This window comes from Pseudooceanicola lipolyticus (genome assembly GCF_002786325.1).
GTDB lineage: Bacteria > Pseudomonadota > Alphaproteobacteria > Rhodobacterales > Rhodobacteraceae > Pseudooceanicola_C > Pseudooceanicola_C lipolyticus.
In genome coordinates, this window is the sequence record NZ_PGTB01000002.1 from 62,967 (window position 1) to 84,866 (window position 21,900).

Genomic DNA, 21,900 nt, shown 5'->3' on the forward strand with positions numbered 1-21,900 from the left:
GACAACGGGCGGCCGAGGTGCGGTTGGAGATGGTCGGGTTTTCTGGGCCCTTCGGGCCGGGCCTCGCACCTGCGGTGCTCGGCTCGAAGCGGAATTCAAGGTCGCCTGGGGGCAATCTGCAATAATATTGTATTGACCGTTAGATATAGTTTCGTATGATGAAGGCGACCTTGAATGAAGGTGGCAGGAAATAGGGGGGCTTTCTTCGTATGAGCCGGACCAAGAGACTGACACAGACGGAGCGGGCGGAGATTATCCGTGAGGCCGCAGCAGGTGTGGGGACTTCCGCGCTCGCGGAGCGGTTCGGGGTCACGCCGCGGGCCATCCAGTACACGTTGAAGGCGGACGAAGAACGCCAGAAGGATGCGGCCGTGGCGACGGCCGCGGTGACGGTGAAGCTGACACCAGAAGAGCTTGCTGCGCTGGATGAGGTGCTGTCCGCGGCGGGGATCGAGACCCGCACGGAGGGGGTCCGGCGGCTGATCCAGGCGGCGGGGGGAACGTTCGTTCCGGACGCGAATCTGGCGGCTGAGATGGCGCGCTACCGGGCCTCCTTGCACGAGGTCGGCAACGGCGTCGTGCAGGTCGCCAAGCAGATGATGAAAGCCAGCCGGGAGGGGCAGGGGGAAGGCTCCGCGCCGAACGCAGAGTTGTCCGAACTGCGCCTCGTGCAGATGCGTGCGCTGGCGCGGTTCATCCTCGATTCCGCTGACGAGATCGACCTGCTTTTGCGCCGTCGTCGGGATGGGATGCGGCTCTCCGCCACTGCCGCTCTGAGGGAGTTCGCCCATGCGGCTGAATGATGCCGTCCATGACGTCACCGGAGAGATCTTCCGGGATGGCTGGAGCCGGATACGGGGCTCGATGCAAGGGCTGCAGGCGTCCCGGCAGAGGCAGCTCGTGCGCGCCGCTGCGGGGCATCGTGCGGCGGTCTTCAAGGCGATCCGGGGCGGGGGCACGCATACCAAATCCCAGCTCATGAACCAGCTTGATTACCTCACCACCAAGTCCTCGCATATCGTGGACAGCAGCGGGTTCCTGGACGGGAAGACGAGGCTTGTGGGTTCGGAGGTCAAGGACCTGACCGACCGCTTCGCCAAGCGCTGGAGTGCGGGGTTCAAGCCCAAGCTCGGACAGACGACGCATATGCTGATGTCCTATCCGATCGGCACCCGGGGCGAGGACGTGCGCGACATCACCGCCAATGTCGCCGAGCGGTTCTTTCAGTCCGAAGAGGGACATTTCGACTACATCATCGCGGTGCATGAGGATCGCGATCACCCCCACGCACATATAGTTTTGAATCGCCGGTCGCAGGAGGGTGAGTTCTTCTTCCTGGGTCGCGATCACCGGTTCAACTACGACGATTTCCGCCTCGCCATGGTGGAAGAGGCCGAGCGGTTCGGCGTGCGTCTGGAGGCCACGCGGCGGCTCGATCGGGGTGTCGTGCACTACCCGCCGCGCACCCGCGAGGTCTATGCGGCCAAGGTTGAGGGGCGGGCCGCGGAGCCACGGCCACGGGTCGGGGCCGATCTTGATCGCGCCCTCGAAGAGATCGCAAACACCCGGATCATCTATCACTCGCTTGCCGCTGAGGCCTCTGCGGACAACCGCGAGGACATCGCCGATGCCCTGTTCCGCTCGGGAGAGCTTCTGGCCAAGGGCGGCAAGCTGACTTTGGAAGGAGGCGTCTACATGGCAGAGGAGCAATCGTTCGAGGATCTGAGGACCCGTTATGCCGATCAGGTCGCGCGCGTCCAGGGCATGATCGATGCGAAGCCGGAGGCCGAACGGCCGCGGCTCGAGCGCAGCCTCAACGAGATCCAGTCGCGGCTCGCGCATATGCAGCCGCTAGGGCTCAGATCCGTGACATTGACCGAAAAGCCCTCGGAGGGCGGGGTCTATTCCGAGACCAATATCGATGCGGCCCGGCTCGACCGGTTGCGAGACCCCGAGGTGCGGGCGCAGGTCGACACCGCGCTGCGCGGGACCGGGATCAGTTCGTCCGTGGTGGTCGCCCGGATGGAAACCGGCGCGCAGAACGCCGCGCTCGAGCGGCAATGGATCGCTGACGATCTGGCGCGGGTGGCCGAGAGGGACGGTCTCAACCTCGAGCGCCGCGCGGATCTGGAGACGGCGCGCGAGACCCTCAACCGGGCCCATGTCCAGCTCGGCGTCGCGCTGGAGCGGGCAGGGGTCTTGCGTGAGGACGGTGTCGTGGAAGATCGCACCGTGACGGAGAGGGTCCATTATCATCGGGACGCCACTGAGGACATGGAGCGCGCCATCCGCCAGGACATGCGTTCGGAAGGTCTGACCGAAGACCAGATCGAGGCGCGGGAGTGGGAGATCGTCTCCCGCGCGGAGCGGCGTATCGAAGAAGAGCAACGCAGCTACCTCGATGCGCATCCCGAACTGCTCGCGCGCCCGGGCGACGTGATCGACCGGTCCGAGCCCTACCGGGAGCGCATCACCGACGAGGCCCGGGCCCGCGAGATCACCCGCGAAGTCGACCGGATCATGGAAGGTCGCGACGCGCGGACCCCCGTTGCGGATGCCGTCACGGACGAGTTCCGCGCGCGCTATCCCGATATGCCGTCGCATCTCGCCCGCGGGCTTGGCGCGACCTATGCTTCCGTCACCGATCTGCGCGACACCGAGGCCCTCAACCAGGTCCGCCGCGACAACGAGTTGCGGGAGGTGACGCTCGACCTGCGCGACGGGCGGCTTTCGGACGCGCGCGAGGGGGACGCTGTCGAGGGGGCACCGATCGCCGATCCGGACATCCGGCGGGTCGTCGACCATGAACGGGCCGGCAATCTGCAGTCGCCGTTCCAGGACGACGGTCAGCGACTGACCTACCGCGACGCCGTCGAGCGCGAGCTCGACGCGGCGCAGATCGACCGGCTGCGGGACGGGGATGTCGACGTGCTGAAGACCCAGATCGAAGACCGTCTCGATCGGCTCTACGCCGCGAAGACCTACCTGCAGTCGGACGCGGCCACCGCCAACAGCGAGGCGACCCGCGCCGTGGTCGAGGAGATCGCCGACCGCGAGTTCGAGCTCCACCGCGCCGATCTTGTCGATGGCGAGACCGAGCGCGGGGAGACGCACTGATGGGAGGGGTAGGGAAGGGCCGCCTCGCCCTCGGCGTCGCGCTGGTCACACTGGTCGCTATCGCGATCGGCTATGTCATCGCCTCGGCCGTGATCAGTTTCCGGGACCTGGGTTTCCGGGCCGAGATCGACTTCTTCTATATCGTGCAGAACTACCGCGCCATCGGGGCCGCCCGTCCCGACGACTTCCGCCTGATCAACCTGATCATGGGCGGGGCCGGGGTGGCGGGCCTCATGATGAGCCTTGCGATGTCGGGCTCGGCGCTCACCCGGTTCGGCTATACCCATTGGCAGACCCGCCGCGAGATGAAGCGGAACGGCTTCTTCGGCGCGCCGGGCACGGGCTTTGTGATCGGCAAGCTTGGAAAGCCAAGCTCGCGTGCGCCGTTCCTGTGTTCCAAGACCTTTCCCCATGCGTTGATCGTAGCGCCGACCGGGCGCGGCAAGACCACCGGCTTCGTCATTCCGAACCTCCTGACCTGGCAGGGCTCAGCGGTGGTGCTCGACGTAAAGGGAGAATGCTTCGAGGCCTCGGCCCGCCACCGGGCGGCGCAGGGTGACGAAGTGTTCCGCTTCGCGCCCACGGATTGGGAGGACAGGCGGACGCATCGCTACAACCCACTTCTGCGCATCTATGAGCTCAAAGACCCGGCCCGCCAGCAGATGGAGTTGCAGCTCCTGGCCACACTCTTCCTGCAGAACGACAACGACCGTGTTCAGGGGCTTCTCAAAGGGGGGATCGATCTCTTCGTCGCGGCCGGGCTACTCGCGTTCCAACGCCGCAGGCCGACGCTCGGCGAGATATACCGCATCGCCGCCTCGGGCGGGCAGAAGCAGAAGGAATATCTCGCGCGCGCCCATGAGGTCCAAAACGCCGCGGCGCGGCTGATCTTCACACGGCTGGCGTCCACCAACAACGATACGCTGACATCCTATGTCTCGCTCCTGATGACCTCGGGCCTCGATCAATGGCAGAACCCGGCGATCGACGATGCGACGGCGACCTCGGACTTCGACTTCCGGACGATCCGCAAGAAACCCTTCAGCGTCTACCTCGTCGTCCAGCCCCTCATGGTGAAACCCCTCGCACCTCTGATCCGGCTCTTCTTCTCGGACCTGCTGTCGGCGCTTCAGGACAAGGAACCGGGTCCGGACGAGCCCTGGCCGGTTATGATCATGCTCGACGAGTTCAACCGGCTCGGAAAGATGCCGATCGTGGCCGAGAGCATCGAGGTGCTGCGCGCCTATCGCGGGCATCTCGCGGTGGTGACCCAGACCATCCCGGCCATCGACGAGATCTACGGCGAGAACACGCGGCGCGCCTTGCAGGGCAACGCCGGGATCAAGCTCTACCTGACGCCCTCCGACGAGAAGACCGTCGAGGAGCTGAGCAAGGCGGTCGGCAAGACCACGAAAACCGTCGTCACGCGGTCCCGCGCGGTCGGGAAAAACCCGTTCGAGGGCCGCAGCCAATCGGAGCGGACGGAGGAGGTGTCGCTCCTGCCCGAGGATGAGGCGCGGCGCCTGCCGCTCGACGAGATCGTCGTCGTCGTGGACGCCCAGATGCCGGTCCGGGCCAAGCGCGTGGTGTATTTCGAGGACCCATTCTTCAAGGGCATCCATGCCGCCCAGGAGGGGGAGCTACCCTTCCCGACGGGGCCGGTCCCTCCGATGGGGGAATTGCCCCTGAGCGTCAGGGCGATGCCCACGGCGCCGCGGGGGTCAGGTCTCACGGAACGTGATTTCGAGGCCAGGATGGGGCTAACAGAAGGCGGAGGGATTGCACCCCTTGAGTCCGGTCCGGCTCAAGCGCCTCGGCGCGGCCGCGCCGCTGTTCTTGCGGATGATCAGCGGCAGATGGAGATGGAGTTCGGGCGGCAGGCAGATCTGGAGGTGGAGGCTGCGTCCGAAAACGACGTCGCCCGAGTTCAGGACGCCGTGAGTGATCTCGAGCGGTTGGAGGCGGAGATGTCCGGTTCGGAAGCAAACGTCAGCGAGACGGGCGAGAAATTCGGGCTTGGCTGAGCCGCCATGCGGGCGACACGAAAGAATGTCGCGATGGTGTCTTGTGGCCACGGCCTTGAGCCGACCATTGTCACGGGTGAAGAAAGCCAGGGTCGTCGCGCTCTGGTCGAGGGGCTCGCTCAATCGTCGCAGGGTCGATCTCACGCATCGTCAACTGGGCGTTCACCCTGCGGGCCGCGGGGCCCGCACGAAACCACTTCGCGGCGGAAGCCAGGTTAAAGCGCGGACGACGCTGCCCCTTTGCCGGGTTTGCGGCCTCCATCAGAACCTCGATCATTTCATCGATGCGGTAGAGGCCACCCGCAACGGGGAGGGGCATCTTGCGCTGCTGGAGCGCCTGTCGCTTTATCTCGAGCTTCTCGGCGACATCCGCGAGAGACACCAGGTCGGGACGGACCTCGCGCAGGACTGTGCCTTGCGGCAGCGCCTTGATCAGAGCCCGCGCCGCTTCAAGGATCGCGCTCTCGGCCTCATCCCCTTCAAGTTCCAGTTCTACACCCAGAAGACCGGCGTGACCGGTGCCCACGAGCGCATCTTCAAAACCCGCCTCGAAGATCGCGTCAGAGAGCGAAAACGCATCGTGCTCTCCGTCGGGGAGTGCAAAGACCAGTTCGAATTCGAATTCTTCAGCCATTGGCATTACCTTCGTCGTTCTTCTGAAGCTTCACGCAGGCCAGGGCCTTCTGTCGGATCTTTTTCGCGAACTGCTGTGGATTCTTCGGGGTCGACCAGACAGACATCTGACAAAACTCGCCACAGCGGCAATCCTTATCGTTGGCCGGGCATCGGAGGATCCCCCACGCGTGCCCCTTGCCCTCAATAAGGTTCCATCCCAGCTCTTCGAGCTCCTGGATGACGGCCTCGATTTCCTTTGATGTGTGCTTCTTCCTTGGCACCTTAGATACTCCACCCTCTTAAATTGTCAAGTGACAAGTTAATGCTTCGACTAAAACATCGCTGCAATTTGCTGCCCGCTACCGGCAATTTCTCATAGGAAGCTTGCAATCACGCGCTTTGATCTGAGAAGGGGATACAGGACGGACGTCCCAGACAGCAACACCGGCGCTGATGCCTTAGCGCCTGATCCTATAGCAGTGTGGCGTCCCCAGACGCAGCACGATGCCACCAACGCAAAACCATTCATGCTGTTTGTCATGATCCCAGCAGGCAGCAAAGATTTTGCCCACGGACAGCCTGTTCCCGGTAGAATTGCTTCGTCCGGTTTGCGCTACCGTCGACCCAGCCTGCTTAGCCGTGCCAGTTGCGCAAGCATGTGTGCACCGGTGCCAGATGAGTCGCCTGAAGGTGCAGCCGGCGCACCACCCGCGGCATTAGGGCGGGTCGGGAGCGCCTGTACGCCGAGAAACTGCCTAGCCCGAAGCGCGGCATATTCGGCGCCTGTCGCGCCTCCGATGGCGTATCGGTTATAGACTTGCTGACTTCCTGCCAAGCCTCGGGCGAAGGCGAAGCTTCCGCCAAAGCCCGCCGAAAGCGCCGGCATCATGATGTTTCCGGAGACCGACCGGACGATGAAGGGCGTGGCGATGATGAACCCCTTGGCCATGAGGACCATCATGAAGAAGGGCAGGAGGGCGCCAATGTTCGAAGCCCCCTCCGGATCACCAAGTTCGGCGAGCAATGCGCGCGAAACCCCGGTGATCGTCGCGAAAACGCCGGCGATGACGATGGGGTAGATCGCGAAGGAGATCAGCGCCGAGAGCCAGCGCGCGAAATAATCCTTGGTCACCTCGAAGAGGGTCAGGAAGATCATCACTGGAGCTATCCCGATCAAAAGCGTGATCATGAGCCTGGAGGCGACGACAATGAAGGCTGCCAGCCCTCCGAGGATCGAGAGCAGGAGAACGCCGAGCGTGTCGAGAAGCGCGCCAGCCATCCAGTTCAGCTCGGAGCCAGCTGCGTTCAGGTAATCCCCGAGCGCCGCGATGAGCTGATCGAATTCCTCGGCGAAAGTCCCAGACGGACCTGGCGTCCCGCCGCCGACCGACGCGACCAGCGATCCGGCGATGCTGTCTATCCCGTTCAGTATGGCGGATGCGAGTGCGTTGAACTGGACCCAGTTGGTCGAAAATATACCAATCAGGCCGATCTTCACGGCGAGCCAGAAGGCGGTCCGGCCGTCCATGGACCGGTATTGGTAGATCATGTTGAGACAGACGAGGATGACCACGAGCGTCGTTCCGAGGACCAGCATCGTTCCGACCGTGGCGGCCACGGCCCCGAACTGGGTTTCCGCCGCCGAGTCCAGATAGCCTTCGGCCGTTTCCACGAAATACGCGACGACGCTCATGACCCGCTACCAGTTGCCGGCCGCTTCGCAGATCGGCATGGCCTGCTTTCGGAGATCGTTCGCCCGTCGGCGATAGTCTGACGTCGCCTCGACCACGCTCCAATAGTCAGCCGCGGAATAGCGATCAAAATAGACGGCTTCGGCGGCCTCCCAGGACGGATACCGGGTGGCGCAGGTGCAGCTTTGCGCGTCGACGATGCGTCCCATGCTCTGAAACCGGTAGATTTGCTGGACCAGGAGCCGCTTGTAGGCGTCGCGAGCCTCGGTGTCTCGCATCCAATCCGGCTCGGGCGGCTGATCGGGGCAGACATCGGGTTGATTGTCGAGCGTCGGGACCAGGTTGCGCTCGGCAGACGCGATGGTGCCCGACATAAGAAGGAAAGAACAGGCGAGAGCGAGAGCACGTGTCATGTCGCCGTCTCCGTCGGCCGGTCCGCGACCTCACGCTTGAGGAACGCGGTATAGCCATAATCGCCCGCCTCGGCGGAGATCACCTCCCAGCCTTCGGCGCCCCGTTCGTTCAGGGCGCGCCGCATGTCTTCATAGTCCTTCTGCTTCTTCACCTTGCAGAAGAGGATGTCGTACTCAAACCGCTTCATGCCTTGCACCTTTCCTGTAATTCGGTCCCGGGGAGATAGAATTCGGTGATGCCGCGTTGGCCGTCCTCGCGGCCCGCCTGGATGATCACATCGATCGAGCTTTCGATGTATTGGACCATGTCCTGGTAGGCCATCGGGATCTCGGTCTTGAGCGCGGCGATGGCGAGACGCTGGACGGCGAGCTGCGGGGTTTCGGCATGGAGGGTTGTCATCGAACCGCCATGGCCGGTGTTGATCGCCTCGAGGAAGGTCATGGCCTCCTTTCCGCGGACCTCGCCGAGGATGATCCGGTCGGGCCGCATGCGCAGCGTCGCGGTCAGGAGCACGTCGGCGGACTGGAATTCAGCGTCGCGGTTGGCGATCAGGGTAACCGCATTCGGCTGAGCGGGGAGAAGCTCTGCGGCTTCCTCGATGGTGACGATCCGTTCCTCATCGGGAACGTAGGAGAGGATCTTGCGCGCCGCGACGGTCTTGCCCGTCGAGGTGCCGCCGGAGACGATCATGTTGAGCTTGCTCTCCACGCAGAAGCGGATGGCCGCGTAGATGTCACCGGAGGCGACGACCTCGCGCAGCGCTCGGTTTTTCTCCTGGCGCAACTCCTCGAGCTTGCGCTCTTCGCCATAGAGGAAACGAAGCTCGATCTGGTCCATCGGTAGGCTCGAGAAGAACCTGAGCGAGATCGACATGCCGGATAGCACGGCGGGCGGGGTCACGACCTGGGCACGGATCGGCCGGTCACGATAGGTGATCGAAACCGAGACAATAGGCTTGTCCTTGCTCATTGTCGTGTTGGCTGAGGAGGCGATCTGGTTGCCAAGATCGCGCACCTCCGTAACCGACAGTCGCTTATCCAGTGCCCGCATGAAGTGATCCCCCTGGAACTCACCCCAGCAAGAGCCATCCGGGTTGATGCATATCTCGATGACGTCATCGCGGGCGGCGTCCTTCAGCTTGTCGAGCGAGGTCTGGAGGTAGGAGAGCGTCATCTCAGAAAATCTCCAGATCCCGGTCGACCATGACGGTGACGCGGGCACCCTGATCGACATAGATGACCGGGCCAATGGAGAGATATTCACCGATCACGCTGTCGGTGGCATCGGCCAAGTCATCGCCCACATCTTCAAGTACGTCCGCGGTGGTCTCATCCTCGACCTGGGCGGCGGCCACACTCGGGGCGGCCGAAATGATCGAAATCAGCGCGGCTGAGCCGAACCGCTCGTCAAAGCGGGTATCGACGAAGCCAGTGACACCCGAACGGCCCAACTCGTCTCCCCCGAAGGAGCTTATCTGGACGGTCTGGTTGTTTGGCAGGACAATCCGGTCCCAGGCGATGGTGACGCGCTTCTGGGCTATCTCGATGCCGGAGCGGTAGCGTCCAATAAGGCGCGAGCCGCGCGGGATCAGGAGCCGTGAGCCGTCATAACTGAAGACGTCTTCGGAGATGATGGCACGGGTCTGTCCGGGGAGCGAGCTGTCGAGTGCGGTCTCCATCACGGCCTGGATCATCGTGCCCTGAATGACCGTGTTCGAGGGATTTGCGATGACTTCGGCTTGTGTGATGGCGCTCGGCAACGCGCCGTTCAGCACGAAGTCTGTCACCTCGCCGAAGGTGCGTTCGGTAAGTTCTGTCTCGCCCGCATTGGCGCCGCCCGTTCCGCCGAAGGCGATAACGGGGGAGGAAATCCGCCGTTCCTGGAAGGCACGCTCCTCCTCGGCCCGACGTTGCAGCTCGGCCAGCCGCCGCGCCTCTTCTTCACGCCGCAGCCGCTCTTCTTCGCGGGCGCGCAACTCTTCGTCGGTGGGGCCGAGCGGTGCGGGTGCCGGCTTGTTGGCCTCCAGCCGCGCGAGGTCCAGGTCGATACGCAGCTGTTGCAACTCCCGATCTCGTTTGGCGAGTTCGGCCTGGAACTGTTCCTGAGCATTCTCGGAGGCGTCCTGTAGGGCGGCGATCCGTGCGGTCAGCGCATCGATCGCCTCCGCTGCCGCGCTGTCCGCCCCGGCGTCGGTGTCCGGCGCGTCGCGCAGCTCCTCGATCTGGGCTTGGAGTGCGGCGATCTGCGCCAGAAGTTCGGCGTTGAGTTCTGGTTCGACGAGAACGATCTCGGGTTCCGGGGCGGGCGGCGGCACGAAGGGTTCGATCTCTCCGAACCCGTCACCCTCGGTTTGGAACTCGTCCGGGGTGGCCGTCGGCAGGGCGACCTCTTCGCCCGGGCCCGAAAACAGCAAGAGGACCAAGCCGCCCGCCAGGATGAGCCCTGCGAGGAGGAGGGCGAGGAGCGGTGAGCGGCGTTTCGGGGCGGGTCCGTGGCGCGGATTGCCCCGTTCGAGCGCGGCGAGGCGCTGTTCGAGATCGGTGTTATTGTCACTCATGAGGCGGCCTCCACGGGCGGGGTCGCCTCGATACAGACCACGTCCTCTCCCAGACGCAGCACCCATTGGCGTCCCACGCCCGAGACACGGATCACACCGTCTTCGACCGCGCCCGTGTTCACCGTGCGCTCGCGCCCGTTCGTGTAGCGGAAGATCGCTGGGACGGGCGCGTTTCGCGGGATAGCGAAATAGGTGAAGGTGCCATCGTCCCAAACCCGCGTCGGCGTGAACTCCGTCCGTGCGCTGGCCCCGTAATTGTAGTTCGGGGCGGCGCGGGCGATGGCATTGGCTGGTCGGCGATTATCCTCAGGGTAGCGGAATTGAACCACGTAAAAGGTCGGGTTCGAGACCTCGTTGACGTTGAAATAGTAGCTCCGCCTATTGGTATAGACGGTCACATTGGTGTGGACCCCGCGCGCGACGGGTTTGATCGCAAAGGCGCGGCCACCCGGCACACCGTCGATCTCGAAGCCTTCGGTGTCACCGGCGATGATTGAGCGAATGCTCTCGCCTGTCCCGAACTCGATGGTCGTGACATGGGTCAGGGAAACGTTCAGCCTGTAGACTTGGCCTTCCTGATAGGAGGCTACCCGCACGCGGTGGTCGTTGGGTCCCCCGCGCGGGATCGCCTCGGCTGACGCGTGGGGCGCAAACAGGGAGACCAAAAAAAAGGCCGCGAGGAACGCTCTGGCGTGTCCGGCGTGTTTCGCATTGCAAAGAGCCTGGCGCTTCTCGCGCTTTTGGGACGCTGGCAAGGCGTTCCCTGATTTCTTGTTCCGGAAGCGCACTTACTGGTTCTCCAATCTGTCCGAGCGGATCGCGTATTCGACAACCGTGAAGCCAAACGGGTTGGTCCAGACCTGGTCGATGGAGCGGCTCTCCTCGGGGTGGAACTCGAAGAGGAGCGTCGCGGTGAAGAGGCCCGCCTGAACCCCCTGAATCGAGGTCAGGCGCTTGCGAAGCCGCACCGTGGCCCGGTTGTTTCCGATCAGGTTGATGCTGAGGATCTCGACTTCGAGGCGGGCGTTGGGTCCATAGACGGTCGGGGGATAGTCGGCATTGGCCGAGTTCCAGATCTGGCGCAGTGAGGCCCCTGCTGCACGGTCCGAACGGCGCAACACGCTGCGGATGCGCACGTCATTGTCGAGCTGGTTGTAGACCTCGCGGTCGGTCACGTAGCGGAAGACCTCCGCCTCGATGATGGCGCGGTTCTCGGTGACGGTGGTGGCCCCGACAGAGGCTTCGGGCAGGGCGAAGCCGGTGGCGGGGTCGTAGGGCACCACCACGGGCGGAGGATCGACATCGAGGATGGCCACGGCGGCCGCGCTGAGGCAGCCCAGGATGCCAAAGCCAAGGCCGAAGAGTCCCAGGCGCTGCCAGAGCCGTTCCCGTCTCAGCGCGCCGTAGACCAGTTCCTCCTCGATGATGGCTGTTTCTTCGTCCAACAATCAGCCCTCAATCCGCATTCAGTTCCGGGAGCGTGAACTCCATGAAGCGTTGTTCTTCGGCGATGGTGGCGGCATCGATCACGCCGCCGGTGCCATCTCCTACGGTCTGGATCGCTTCGAGCTGCCACATGGCGACGAGCGCGATGGCAAGCTCGGCCGTAACCCGCGTGTTGAGATCGACGCTCTCCTTCAGCTCGTCCATGTCGTCGATGAGCCCGACGAGCCGGTCGACACGTTCGAGCGATTGCCCGGCATCCTCGTAGCTGTTCTGGGCCGCGGCCGAGACCAGCGCGCCGGTCGTGGCCTGTGTCGCCACGCGCTCGGCCCCGGGATTGCCGCTGCGGGCCATTTCCGAGAGCGTGTCCTCGTCGAAGCCGAGATCGGCCAGCACTCTATCCATCTGGGTTTCGATCTCGCCGGCGCCGGATCCGGTGAGCCCGGAGAAATCCCCCGTCTTGATGGCTTGAATCGTGGCGATGATGTCGCCGAACTCCTGGTCCAGGAGACCGTTTAGTTCGTCTTCCATCTGAGTCCGGATGATCTCGGGCAGCTCTGCCAGACGCGTCAACGCCTCATATGTTCGTTGTAGCTCGGCGAGCTGCTCCGTAAGCGTGGCAAGCTGTTCGCGGAGTTGCACGAGTTGCTCGTTTTGCAGGATCTCGTCCTCGATCATCTGCCGGAGCTGCTGGATGTTTTGGGCGATGTTCTGGGTGTCCACGACCGGCACGCCCTGGGCCAGGACGGGGGGACTGGCCACGAAAGGCGAGCAAAGCGCCAAGACGCTGGCTAGGGTCAACGTGCGAAGTGGTGCTGAAATGAACATTCTGCGGGGCATCAATCCAGATCCTCCAATGTGAACTCCATGAATTCGTTCTCGGCCATGCGGGCGGCGGCCTGGGCCAGTTGGGCGGCACTGAGCGGTTGGGTCCGGGCAGCTTTCAGGCGAATGCGCGCAGCCATCAGCCGGACCAGGTCGGCGCGGGCATAGGTGTTGAGCGCCATGCTCTCCTGGAGGTCCTGGGTCGCGCCGATCCGGGTAACGATGTCCTGGACGCGCAGGGCGGCTTGCCGGATGGCGGCGGGGGAATTGCTGCCGTAGTAGGCGGCGCCGAACCCGCTGAGCGAGAGATTGGCGTTGGCGAGAAGCGCGGGGTCGATCGTGCCGAGCGCCTCGATGCCACCGATCCTCGCGAGGTAGAGATTGTAGCGTTCGGGGATGACCGTGACGTAGTGTTGGGTCTCCTTGAAGGGCGGTACGCCGCCATATTCGAACACCCGGCCCGGACCGGCGTTATAGGCCGCGAGCGCGTTGACGACGTTGCCGTCGAAGGTGTTGAGCTGGGCCGCGAGGTAGCGCGCGCCGCCTGTCACCTGCAGGTAGGGGCTGTCATAATATTCCGGGTTGATCCCGAGATCGCTCGCGGTGCCCGGCATGATCTGGGTGAGGCCGAAGGCGCCCACGGGCGAGCGTGCGCCGATGGAGAAGCGGCTCTCCTGCCAGATGAGCGCCTGCAGGAGGGCGCGCCATTGCACGACGGAGAGACCGGCCCGCCCGACCCCGGGCCGCCCGTGGGTCTCCTGGGCGACCCGGATGATCAGCTGCTCGATGTTTTCGGCGGCATCGCCAAACATGCCCGCGCCGCCGGGATTAGGGTCGACATCGCCCGAACCGTAGACCGCTGCCACGGAGCGGTCCGGATCGCCGCTGCCGTTTTCGAGATTGGCGACCATGCCCGGCAAGCCCTGGCCACCGAAACTTGTCTGCGCATCAAGGATGGCACGTAGCACGGCCAGCTGTTCCTGTTCGATCTCGGTCAGGAGCTCTTCGACGGTGAGCTTGTCTCGCTGGACCGCGAGATCGGCGTCCCGGTCGCCCGTCTCGACGATATCGCGGGCCGTCAGCCCGGAATCGTTGGTGGGAACGCCCTGGGCGAGCGTGGCTGCCGGCAGGAGAGCCGCCAGGAGGATATGTGCGACCCTAGACCTCAACGCTGTCTTTCGGGTTTCCGATGGGTGTGAAGATGCAATCCGGCTCGGCGCGGTCGAGCGAGGCGCGGAATGCGAAGCAGTTGGCCTGAGGTTCGCGATATTCGGCGCAGGAAGAGAGAACGCCGAGTGCGGCGAGGAGGATAAGGGGTCGGATCATGGGAGCCTCCAGAAATCAGGACGGTCGCGGTAGTCGGGGCCGACGAGGGCCTCGCCCTTTTCCATGCCGCCGAGGATGGTGAGGAGGGGGCCGAGGGCGGAGAGGTCGGCATCGACCACCACCGAGCCACCGTCGTCACGGATGAGCGCGAGGCGGCTGTCGCTGCCGGTGTTCAGGAGCACGTCGAGTTCCTTCTCGAAGAGGTTCAGCATCGCGTAATCCGAGGCGTGCGCCCGGATGTTGGGGAGCAGGATCTGGGTTGGCACCGCCTCGACGATGGTCTTGCCGGTCCGCGTGCGTTCGAGCTGGCTCGCATATTGCGTCATCATCACCGCGACCGTGTTCTGTTTCCGGGCGGTCACCAGCCAGTTCGAGAGCCGTTCGGCAAAGTATGGGTTGTCGAGCGCCTTCCATGCCTCGTCGATCACGATGATGGTGGGACGCCGGTCCTCGATCTCTCGCTCAATCCGGCGGAAAAGATAGGAGAGCACCGCCATGCGCTCCTTCTCGCTTTCGCTTTCGAGAATGCCGGTCAGGTCGAACCCCACGACGTCGCCATCAAGCGAGAAAGTGTCCTCCAGGCTTTGGCCGAAAATCCAGCCGTATCGCCCATCCTCGGTCCATTCGAGAAGCCGCTGGTGAAGATCGCCATTGTCGTCGGTCGAGACAAAGAGCGAGGCGAAGTCCTTCCAGTTCCGCAAGGCCGGGTTGGTGGCTGTGGCGTTCTGGCGGACCACCTCCTGGATGCGGTTCGTTTGCGCCGGGGTCAGGGGCTTGTCGGAGCGGTAGAGCAAGGAGGCGAGCCAATCCGAAAGCCAGGCCGTGCCGCGCTCATCGATCTCGGTCCAGAGCGGGTTGAGGCCGGTCGCCTGTCCCGCCTTGATCGAGGCGTAGCGCCCGCCATTGGCGCGGACGGCCATTTCCATCCCGAGCCGGTAGTCGAAAACGAAGATGCGCGCGCCGACCCGCCGGGCTTGCGTCATGAGGAAGGCCGAGAGGACGGACTTGCCGGAACCGGGGCGGCCTAGAATGAGGGTGTGGCCGCTGGTGGGCTCCGTCTCGGGGCTGCCCTGCTCGTGGTAGGAGAACCGGTAGGCGCTCTGCTCCGGGGTCGGGAAGAGCGTAATCTCCTGGCCCCAGGGAAGCTGGTGTTTTTCCTTGCCGAGTTGCGTCCGGTGAAGTGCTGCGAAGTCCGCAAAGTTGCGGTTGGTGACGGCACTGGCGCGGACCCGTTTTGGCTGGTTGCCCGGATGCTGGCTGAAGTAGTGAGATTTCGCGGCCATCCGCTCGCCGATCATCTTCACGCCTTCGGCGGCCGCGGCGTTGACGATCTCGGCCCCGAGGGTTTGCAACTCGTCGAGACTGTCACAAAAGACGGTCACGACCATGTGGTGTTCGCCGAAGCTCTGGCGTTTGGCTTCGAGATCATCGTGCGCGATGTCGAGCGCTTCGAGGAGCGAGAGCGCGGCATCCTGCGAGGCTTGCATCTGGCGTTTCTGCCGCTTGATCCGGCCCGCCATCAGGTTCGAATTGATCGGTGTGAAGGAATGGGTGACGATCATGTCGACCGGCAGGTTCAACATGTCGAACATGGTGCAAGTGGTGCCTTCGGCATATTCGCCGATGGTGAAGCTCTTGCCGTAGCGATGACCGACGACGCCATCGGATAGCTCGAAGTGATCCTCCAGAAACGTGACCCGGGTATTGGCAACATTGTAGGCGAGAAACCCGTAGCGGTTTGCCGGATAGAGCGGCAGTTCGCGGCCGGTGTTGAGCGCGCCGAGGAACCCGACCAACTCGCCAGAGTCTGCTGAAAGGATGCGGGGCTTGAGTTCCGCCAGGCCGGAGGTGAAAACCCCGACTGCCTCTTTGAGCCGCCGGACCCGTTTCGCGGTCTCCTCCTTGAACCGCTCCGGTGCGGAACGGTTCACGAAGCCAAGAAAACTCCTGGGCGGCGGGCGGTGGATGATGGTGAGTGTGAGGGTCTTGTCCCGGAGACCTGCCGAGGCCAGCTTTGCGCGCCAGGCATCATCCACGGCGTGAGCGAAGCCGTCCCCCTTGACCGGGAGCAGGTCCGGCGTGATCGACTTCGAGACCTTGTGCACGTAGTAGCTGAACTCGGGGCCCAGCTGCGCGATGATCCGGGCAAAGAGCGCCGTCACCTTGTCGAGATAGGTATCGTCTGTGGTGTAGCTGTTGACCCCACTGAGCCGGATACACTGGAAAAGCTCGTTAACCCGCGTCCGGATAGTGTGGTCATCGACCAGGCTGACATAGGGCAGCATATGCGCGAGGCGTTTCTCGCGGGCATACCAGTCTGGCATGAGGGTGCGTTCATCCATGGTCTCGTCACGGGGCATAACTGTCGCCCCCGTGGATGGACCGGTTCCGCGTCGGCGGGGTCTCCTGGAGCGCGGTCATCATCACGTCGATGAAGCGGGGATCCCAGTCAGCCGCCTTCCAGAGAACCGGATAGAGCACCGCCGCGATGCCCAGGACAGCCAAGTGCTGCACCCAGACGAAGAGCAGCACAGAGCCGAAGAGCCAGACCATGGCATACATGATCGGCAGGCCGAGGAGCTTGGGCGGGCGGACAAGGCCCAGGAAGAGGGGGGATCGCTCTGCCACGTTGTCGACCCCTTACGGCGTACCACCACCAAAGACGGCGGCAACGATCGTCGGCGCTGCTGCAACGCCGGCGATGCCGACCATCACCCAGAGGGCCTGGCGCAGGTCGATGATGTTGAAAAACCAGCTGAGGAACACGCCGAGGACCGCGAGGGTGGCGATGACGACGCCAAGCGGCCCGGTCAGCGCGTCCACGATGCCCTGAAGCAAGCTCTGAATCGGGGAGAGGTCGATGCTCTGGGCCAGGGCCGGTTCTGCCGAAACGATGAGGAGAGCGGCGAGGGTGATCAGGGATTTCGTCATTGGCTTCATGGGGACGCTCCTTCCAGCCGGTTGAAGACGGCCAGCACCCGCTGGACGTGGTTTTGGGTTTCTCGAAACGGTGGAATGCCGGAATGCTCGCGCACAGCGTCGGGCCCGGCATTGTAGGCGGCGAGCGCGAGGCGCGCATCGCCAAACTCGGCCAGCATTAAGGCGAGGTAACGCGCGGAGCCGTCGAGGTTCTGCCGCCAGTCATGAGCGTCGACGCCAAGTGCCCGGGCCGTATTGGGCATCAACTGCCCGAGCCCGACCGCCCCGACATGGGAGACGGCGTGTGGATTGTACGCGCTCTCGATCTCGATATTGGCGCGATAGAGGTGGAGCCAGTCCGTGACGGTGATATCGGCTGCACGGAGCCCAGGGTGGCTCGCATAGCGCAGTCCGGTCTCCTCGATCGCGGCGAGAATATCCGGGCGTGGCGTGAGCGCGCGAGGGGTCACCGCCGCGACGCGCACCCCTTCACGTCCCTCGGTGCGGCTCTCCTCGCCCAGGATGCGCAACCCGTCTGAGGTCGAGCCAACGCCGACCCCGTCATTGTAGTTGCGCGCGAACCGTTCCTGAGCGCGCGACGGCGAAAGAGAGCCATCCCCCGCCATCACCAGGACCATGTCTGCCGATGCCGGGAGGCCCAGGGAGGAAAAGAAAAGGGCGCTAAGCCCGGCTGGCAGCCATCTCTTCGCTGGAAAGCTTCTGAACCGTCCGCTTGCCCTCTTCCAGGGGCACGTCGGCGTGCGAGAAACCGATCCCTTGCAGGAAGGAGATGACCCCGGTGACGGTCTTGATCTCGCGGATCTTGATGTCGTTGCGCGAGGTTCGGGTCCGGGCCGTGACCAGAAGTTTCTCGATCCCGTCGTCGCTGACAGCGCGCATGATCCAGACCCCATGCCAGTTGGGGCCTTTCTTGAAGGCGTCTTCCTTGCAGACAACTTCGACGCGATAGCCGCTGGCGACCAGATCGCGGAATCTGGGTTCGGTGACCACATTCGGGGCTTCTTTTTCTAGGTCCATCACCCGGATCACGTTCTCCAACAGGGCGAATGACCGGGCTTCAGGTGTTGAAACCAAGTCATACGATGATATATTATTGACGCACAAGATAAACTTTTGATGCGACAAGCGGATTCTTGCTCAATTAACGAATAGACGGTTCCCATGCATTTGATCAAGGAAATAGGGGGCTTGGACGCCCTCAGGTTGTGCACATCGAGCGTGGCACAAGCTATACTTCTGGTCACGTGCCTGGTGGGTGAAGCCTCCGCCGCGTCCTGTTTGCCGCCGCCCAGGCCGTTCGTGCCAAGCGATTCCGAAGCCGCGCAAGCCTATGCCGATCTCATCCGCAGCGACTTTGAGCTCTACATCCGGGACATCCAAAGCTACTTTCGGTGCTTGGAGGAGGAGCGTGCCCGGGCGTTCGAAGAGGCGCGCGAGGTGAGCCAGGACTACGGACGCTTCCTGGAATTGATGGACGAGTGAATTGGCCGCGACCTTTTCGAAGGGCCGCCGTCTTGTGACATTCCGCCGTATCGGCGGCGTGCAATTCGGAGTCTCTATCATCATGTAAACGCTCATTATCCACTTTTTAGATAATCTATAAAGTAGATTAGCCCTGTCACAAGAGGTTTGTGACACGTGGCGAAAACGATCAGGAGTTCGGGACATGAAGCACTTCGCGACGCTTTGATTGCGGCGCGGAAGGTGGCTGGTTTAACGCAGGCGGAGCTCGCTTTGCGTCTGAGATGTCACCAGTCTTTTGTCGCCCGTCTGGAGAGCGGCGAGCGTAGGGTCGACGTGGTTGAGTTGATCGTACTCGCGCGTGCTCTGCAGATCGATCCGGTTACGCTATTGGCGGCAGCCGAGGCGGCGACGGATCTCAATCACCGGATTTAGGACGAGGCGATGGGATCGTCGCCTCTTATGGAGTGATGAGCTCAAGCCCCGGTGGGACCGAGGGGCAATGATAACAACGAATTGTTACGGGGCGCTGCGACGCACGGCCTCTGGTACAGGTTTGGTGCAGGGAAAACGTCTTAGTAGTTCACCTGCTCGAACCCGTAATTGCCCTCGTAGTCTCGCCAGTCGACGAAGACCGAGCGGTGATAGATTGAGGGACAATGATCGCCCCAACGTTCCAAGCCGACATGGGCCTCGGGCAACGCCGCGACGGAAGAACGAGACCACGAAAAATCGCCCTGGGTTCCATAGGTTCCGAGACGGATGTGTTCGTACCGGCTGCAATCACTGTCACGGGACTCGACTTGCTGCGCGTAGCGCACATCATAGACACGGATAGAGCGGACGAAATTGAATTCCGGCCCACTGATGTCGATATCGGCGCGGTTCTGGATCAAATGTAATGCGAACCCGTCAGGTTGGGGTAGGGGGTCGACACCTTTCGACCGCAGGACGGCTGGCAAGAGGGCGCCAGCGTTCTCGGGATCAGATTCTGCGAGGCTCTGGGGCAGGTGAGAAGCGTTGGAGAAGTCAAAGACACGCGGAGTGCGACCGGGATCGTCTACAGGTTCGAAGGAGGCCCCCATGGGGCAACGCCAGATCTGCAGCGGGGGCTCGACAGGCCAGGGCGTGATCCGACGGATGAACTCTGCACGCGCCCGCGAGCAAGGTTCTGACGCCGGCCAGCCGCCGGAGAGGCAGAGCAGAATGGCGCAATCGATCGGGTAGGTCTGTGCCGAAGCCTTGGTCGAGGCGCCGAAGAGGGAAGCCGTGCTCACAATCGTTGCAAAAGTAAAATGTCGAAGGAAACTGCGCATGACGAGGTTCTCAGTCGGCTGATATGCGTATGTTATGAGCTTCAATAGTATATTATTGTAAGAATGTCAATCTAACGCAGTTTGTTTATCGCGGTTTCAGGTTTAGGGCGGGTCCGGTGAGATCGATCGCCCACGTGACAACTTTTCAAGGAGATCTGTGACTGCATCGTTGGCTACTGCCTTCGCAGCAGCGAGCATGTCCTTGCTCAGAAGTGGATCTATTTGGTCGGCAGCGCGCTCGGTGCCGAGCCAGAGTATGGACAGCTCGGATGTGTTCCATTGATAGACCCAGCCAACAGTTCGGCCCTCGGGACTACGGATGAGTCGAGCGACCGGAGCCGCTTCTTCCTTGTCAACACTCACTGGTTCTTGATCGCCTTTACTATGTACAATCTGTCTGTCAGGTGGGCCGCCGCGTTTGTTTGGTCGTTCAGGGCAAACTCAATCCCATTCCGGTGAAAAGAGGCGGCACCGGCGGAGCCGATGCCGCCAAGGTTTCGCCCACAGGGAGGTGGTAGAGGGCGAAATTCAATGATATCAATGCGCCGAAAGCATTCGCATAATCTATCTTATGTTAATTTACAGACTCCGCCATCTTGTACCGCCCGCGACTCAGACAACAGCTTCTCCAGATGCGCCGCAACGTTTCGTCCTGCGGCCATTGCGATATGTGGGTCGGTTTTCTGGTAGACGGAAGCGGCGATATTCTGGACCGAATCCGGGGTGTTTGAGAGGTGGGCGAGGATCTCCGCCTCGCGACGCATGCGGTTGGAAAGCAACCGTTTGACGTAAGGTTGCGGATCCCGGAGTATAGGTCCGTGCCCCGGAAAGTAGATCCTATCGTCGCGCTCAATCAGCCGCTGTAGCTGCGCGCAGTAGTCGTGCATGTTTCCGTCAGGGGGGCTGACGATCGAACTGTTCCAACTCATAACGTGGTCGCCCGTGAAGAGCACTCCGTCAGGTCTCGCGAAACAAAGGTGGTCGCTCGCGTGACCAGGTGTGTGCAGGACGGTAAGACCGGCAATGACCTGTCCGTCCTCCAGAAACCGGTCAGGTCGAAATGCATCGTCAGGGAATGCCCGTGAGGCATAAACAGGTGCGTCTGTCCGTGCTCGCAGGGCTGGGACGACTCCAAAATGATCAGAATGGTGGTGTGTGAGCAGAATCCCAGATGGTTTGGCCCCCAAATTTTCGATGATTGCCCCGAAATGTGTACTGTCTTCTGCTGGGCCGGGGTCGATTATGAACCGACCATCAGGCGTATCAATGATGTAGCTATTTGTCCCGTGGTAGGTCATCTTTCCGGGATTGTTCGCGACGATCCTCAGAATTCCAGGGGCCAATTCGACTCCCTTCGCGCGGCAAGGCTTCGGCTCTGAGAAAAACATGCTGCTTCTTTTCATTGTGTGCGACCAGGTATTGATTGCGAACAATTTGGTTCGCACAGTTTTGCGCATTGCTCTCGCATGGCGCCGGAAACCTCAGGCTGGCGTCCGATGCCTGTCAAATCCGGCATCGGACTATTTCAACTTACATTGGACCAAGCCCGTATGAGACTGAAACAGTCTGATACGGTCTTGGGCTGGCAGTCACACAGCGCGGCGATTATGGTAAGCAGTATACAGAACTACAGCAATTGTCGCCTTCGTCAGATCCCCGAGAAGGAACGGGTAAAGACCGGCGTTCAGCAACTTTTCGCCATAGCCGACAAAGCCACCCAACCAGAGCAGCCCTGCGCAATACATGACTATCGAACCCAAAAAGACCGCGACAGATGCTCTGAACGCAGGCCGAAGTCCTTGCAGTGCTTGAACAATCCACCCGGCGGCGGCCGCCGCAAGTGCGAAGCCTACCAAGTATCCGCCTGTGGGACCCGCAATATACGCCGGTCCGGCCAGAGCCGGAGGCGTGCCTGCGAAGACCGGCAGGCCAAGCAGACCTTCAAAAAGGTATGTCACAACAACAAGACTACTGCGCACCGGCCCCAGGAAAAGGCCCAGACCCAAGACAACCAGGGTTTGTGTAGACATGGGAACCGGGTAGAACGGCACCACGATTTTGGCGGATAGTGTCAGAAGAATTGTGCCGACGAGAATTATCGAGATCTCTTGGGTAAGTTTTGCGAGTGTTTGGCTTTGAGTGGTTTCCAGATTCATCTTTTTCGTCCTTGT

Annotated in this window: 25 protein-coding genes; 5 read left to right on the top strand and 20 right to left on the bottom strand. The window is 62.4% G+C overall.

Going from position 1 to position 21,900, the window contains the following annotated elements; translation table 11 throughout:
- Window positions 1-209: 209 nt before the first annotated feature.
- From CVM52_RS01495 to CVM52_RS01505, 3 genes are read left to right on the top strand one after another with little or no spacing between them, the layout of a single operon-like run.
- On the top strand, window positions 210-803 hold the full coding sequence (locus tag CVM52_RS01495) for a helix-turn-helix domain-containing protein (RefSeq protein WP_027264455.1): 594 nt from the start codon (window positions 210-212) through the stop codon (window positions 801-803).
- On the top strand, window positions 790-3,117 hold the full coding sequence (locus tag CVM52_RS01500; RefSeq protein WP_100160940.1) for a relaxase/mobilization nuclease domain-containing protein: 2,328 nt from the start codon (window positions 790-792) through the stop codon (window positions 3,115-3,117). Before CVM52_RS01495 ends, CVM52_RS01500 begins: the two co-directional genes overlap by 14 nt.
- Window positions 3,117-5,141, top strand: a complete 2,025-nt coding sequence (locus CVM52_RS01505; RefSeq protein ID WP_027264453.1) for a type IV secretory system conjugative DNA transfer family protein — start codon at window positions 3,117-3,119, stop codon at window positions 5,139-5,141. The genes CVM52_RS01500 and CVM52_RS01505 overlap by 1 nt, the downstream gene beginning before the upstream one ends.
- A 70-nt stretch (window positions 5,142-5,211) precedes the next feature.
- On the opposite strand, the gene CVM52_RS01510 is transcribed toward CVM52_RS01505, so the two are convergent.
- The 17 genes from CVM52_RS01510 to CVM52_RS01585 form a co-directional block, all read right to left on the bottom strand.
- Window positions 5,212-5,775 carry a hypothetical protein gene (locus CVM52_RS01510; RefSeq protein ID WP_017467933.1) on the bottom strand — a complete coding sequence of 188 codons (564 nt, stop codon included), beginning with the start codon at window positions 5,773-5,775 and terminating at the stop codon, window positions 5,212-5,214.
- Window positions 5,768-6,037, bottom strand: coding sequence for a hypothetical protein (locus tag CVM52_RS01515; protein WP_017467932.1), 270 nt, complete (start codon window positions 6,035-6,037; stop codon window positions 5,768-5,770). The genes CVM52_RS01510 and CVM52_RS01515 overlap by 8 nt, the downstream gene beginning before the upstream one ends.
- A gap of 332 nt (window positions 6,038-6,369) precedes the next feature.
- Window positions 6,370-7,449, bottom strand: coding sequence for a TrbL/VirB6 family protein (locus tag CVM52_RS01520; protein WP_088626507.1), 1,080 nt, complete (start codon window positions 7,447-7,449; stop codon window positions 6,370-6,372).
- Window positions 7,450-7,455: 6 nt separating this feature from the next.
- On the bottom strand, window positions 7,456-7,860 hold the full coding sequence (locus CVM52_RS01525) for a hypothetical protein (RefSeq protein ID WP_088626508.1): 405 nt from the start codon (window positions 7,858-7,860) through the stop codon (window positions 7,456-7,458).
- Window positions 7,857-8,048, bottom strand: coding sequence for a hypothetical protein (locus CVM52_RS01530; protein WP_017468583.1), 192 nt, complete (start codon window positions 8,046-8,048; stop codon window positions 7,857-7,859). The genes CVM52_RS01525 and CVM52_RS01530 overlap by 4 nt, the downstream gene beginning before the upstream one ends.
- Window positions 8,045-9,034 (bottom strand): ATPase, T2SS/T4P/T4SS family, encoded by a 990-nt coding sequence (locus CVM52_RS01535; protein WP_100160941.1) that lies wholly within the window; start codon window positions 9,032-9,034, stop codon window positions 8,045-8,047. Before CVM52_RS01535 ends, CVM52_RS01530 begins: the two co-directional genes overlap by 4 nt.
- A gap of 1 nt (window position 9,035) precedes the next feature.
- Window positions 9,036-10,418, bottom strand: coding sequence for a TrbI/VirB10 family protein (locus tag CVM52_RS01540; RefSeq protein ID WP_100160942.1), 1,383 nt, complete (start codon window positions 10,416-10,418; stop codon window positions 9,036-9,038).
- A complete protein-coding gene (locus tag CVM52_RS01545; RefSeq protein WP_100160943.1) occupies window positions 10,415-11,083 on the bottom strand; it encodes a TrbG/VirB9 family P-type conjugative transfer protein in 669 nt (222 codons plus the stop codon). The genes CVM52_RS01540 and CVM52_RS01545 overlap by 4 nt, the downstream gene beginning before the upstream one ends.
- 123 nt (window positions 11,084-11,206) lie before the next feature.
- The gene (locus CVM52_RS01550) at window positions 11,207-11,863 is read right to left on the bottom strand and encodes a VirB8 family type IV secretion system protein (RefSeq protein ID WP_100160944.1); all 657 of its coding nucleotides are present in this window, start codon (window positions 11,861-11,863) and stop codon (window positions 11,207-11,209) included.
- A gap of 10 nt (window positions 11,864-11,873) precedes the next feature.
- Entirely contained in the window at window positions 11,874-12,689 is an 816-nt protein-coding gene (locus CVM52_RS01555) for a type IV secretion system protein (protein ID WP_240620833.1), read from the bottom strand.
- Between the two features lie 11 nt (window positions 12,690-12,700).
- On the bottom strand, window positions 12,701-13,834 hold the full coding sequence (locus tag CVM52_RS01560; protein ID WP_370741352.1) for a lytic transglycosylase domain-containing protein: 1,134 nt from the start codon (window positions 13,832-13,834) through the stop codon (window positions 12,701-12,703).
- Between the two features lie 10 nt (window positions 13,835-13,844).
- Window positions 13,845-14,012 carry a hypothetical protein gene (locus tag CVM52_RS26760; protein WP_172720885.1) on the bottom strand — a complete coding sequence of 56 codons (168 nt, stop codon included), beginning with the start codon at window positions 14,010-14,012 and terminating at the stop codon, window positions 13,845-13,847.
- Entirely contained in the window at window positions 14,009-16,372 is a 2,364-nt protein-coding gene (locus CVM52_RS01565; RefSeq protein ID WP_100160946.1) for a VirB4 family type IV secretion/conjugal transfer ATPase, read from the bottom strand. The genes CVM52_RS26760 and CVM52_RS01565 overlap by 4 nt, the downstream gene beginning before the upstream one ends.
- The gene (locus CVM52_RS01570; RefSeq protein WP_100160947.1) at window positions 16,362-16,640 is read right to left on the bottom strand and encodes a VirB3 family type IV secretion system protein; all 279 of its coding nucleotides are present in this window, start codon (window positions 16,638-16,640) and stop codon (window positions 16,362-16,364) included. Before CVM52_RS01570 ends, CVM52_RS01565 begins: the two co-directional genes overlap by 11 nt.
- 12 nt (window positions 16,641-16,652) lie before the next feature.
- Window positions 16,653-16,952, bottom strand: coding sequence for a TrbC/VirB2 family type IV secretion system protein (locus tag CVM52_RS01575; RefSeq protein WP_027264441.1), 300 nt, complete (start codon window positions 16,950-16,952; stop codon window positions 16,653-16,655).
- A complete protein-coding gene (locus tag CVM52_RS01580; RefSeq protein ID WP_027264440.1) occupies window positions 16,949-17,569 on the bottom strand; it encodes a lytic transglycosylase domain-containing protein in 621 nt (206 codons plus the stop codon). Before CVM52_RS01580 ends, CVM52_RS01575 begins: the two co-directional genes overlap by 4 nt.
- Before the next feature lie 43 nt (window positions 17,570-17,612).
- Window positions 17,613-17,969 carry a hypothetical protein gene (locus CVM52_RS01585; RefSeq protein ID WP_027264439.1) on the bottom strand — a complete coding sequence of 119 codons (357 nt, stop codon included), beginning with the start codon at window positions 17,967-17,969 and terminating at the stop codon, window positions 17,613-17,615.
- 144 nt (window positions 17,970-18,113) lie between these two features.
- Between CVM52_RS01585 and CVM52_RS01590 the strand changes: the two genes are divergently transcribed.
- Together CVM52_RS01590 and CVM52_RS01595 are read left to right on the top strand one after the other, a co-directional pair.
- A complete protein-coding gene (locus tag CVM52_RS01590; protein WP_240620819.1) occupies window positions 18,114-18,434 on the top strand; it encodes a hypothetical protein in 321 nt (106 codons plus the stop codon).
- A 156-nt stretch (window positions 18,435-18,590) separates the two neighbouring features.
- A complete protein-coding gene (locus CVM52_RS01595) occupies window positions 18,591-18,848 on the top strand; it encodes a helix-turn-helix domain-containing protein (protein WP_027264437.1) in 258 nt (85 codons plus the stop codon).
- Between the two features lie 140 nt (window positions 18,849-18,988).
- On the opposite strand, the gene CVM52_RS01600 is transcribed toward CVM52_RS01595, so the two are convergent.
- The 3 genes from CVM52_RS01600 to CVM52_RS01610 all read right to left on the bottom strand — a co-directional run bounded on the left by CVM52_RS01600 (window position 18,989) and on the right by CVM52_RS01610 (window position 21,885).
- Entirely contained in the window at window positions 18,989-19,729 is a 741-nt protein-coding gene (locus CVM52_RS01600) for a hypothetical protein (protein WP_205964846.1), read from the bottom strand.
- A 569-nt stretch (window positions 19,730-20,298) separates the two neighbouring features.
- Window positions 20,299-21,117, bottom strand: a complete 819-nt coding sequence (locus CVM52_RS01605) for an MBL fold metallo-hydrolase (protein ID WP_100160988.1) — start codon at window positions 21,115-21,117, stop codon at window positions 20,299-20,301.
- 201 nt (window positions 21,118-21,318) lie between these two features.
- Window positions 21,319-21,885 carry a biotin transporter BioY gene (locus CVM52_RS01610; protein WP_043753595.1) on the bottom strand — a complete coding sequence of 189 codons (567 nt, stop codon included), beginning with the start codon at window positions 21,883-21,885 and terminating at the stop codon, window positions 21,319-21,321.
- Between the last annotated feature and the right edge of the window lie 15 nt (window positions 21,886-21,900).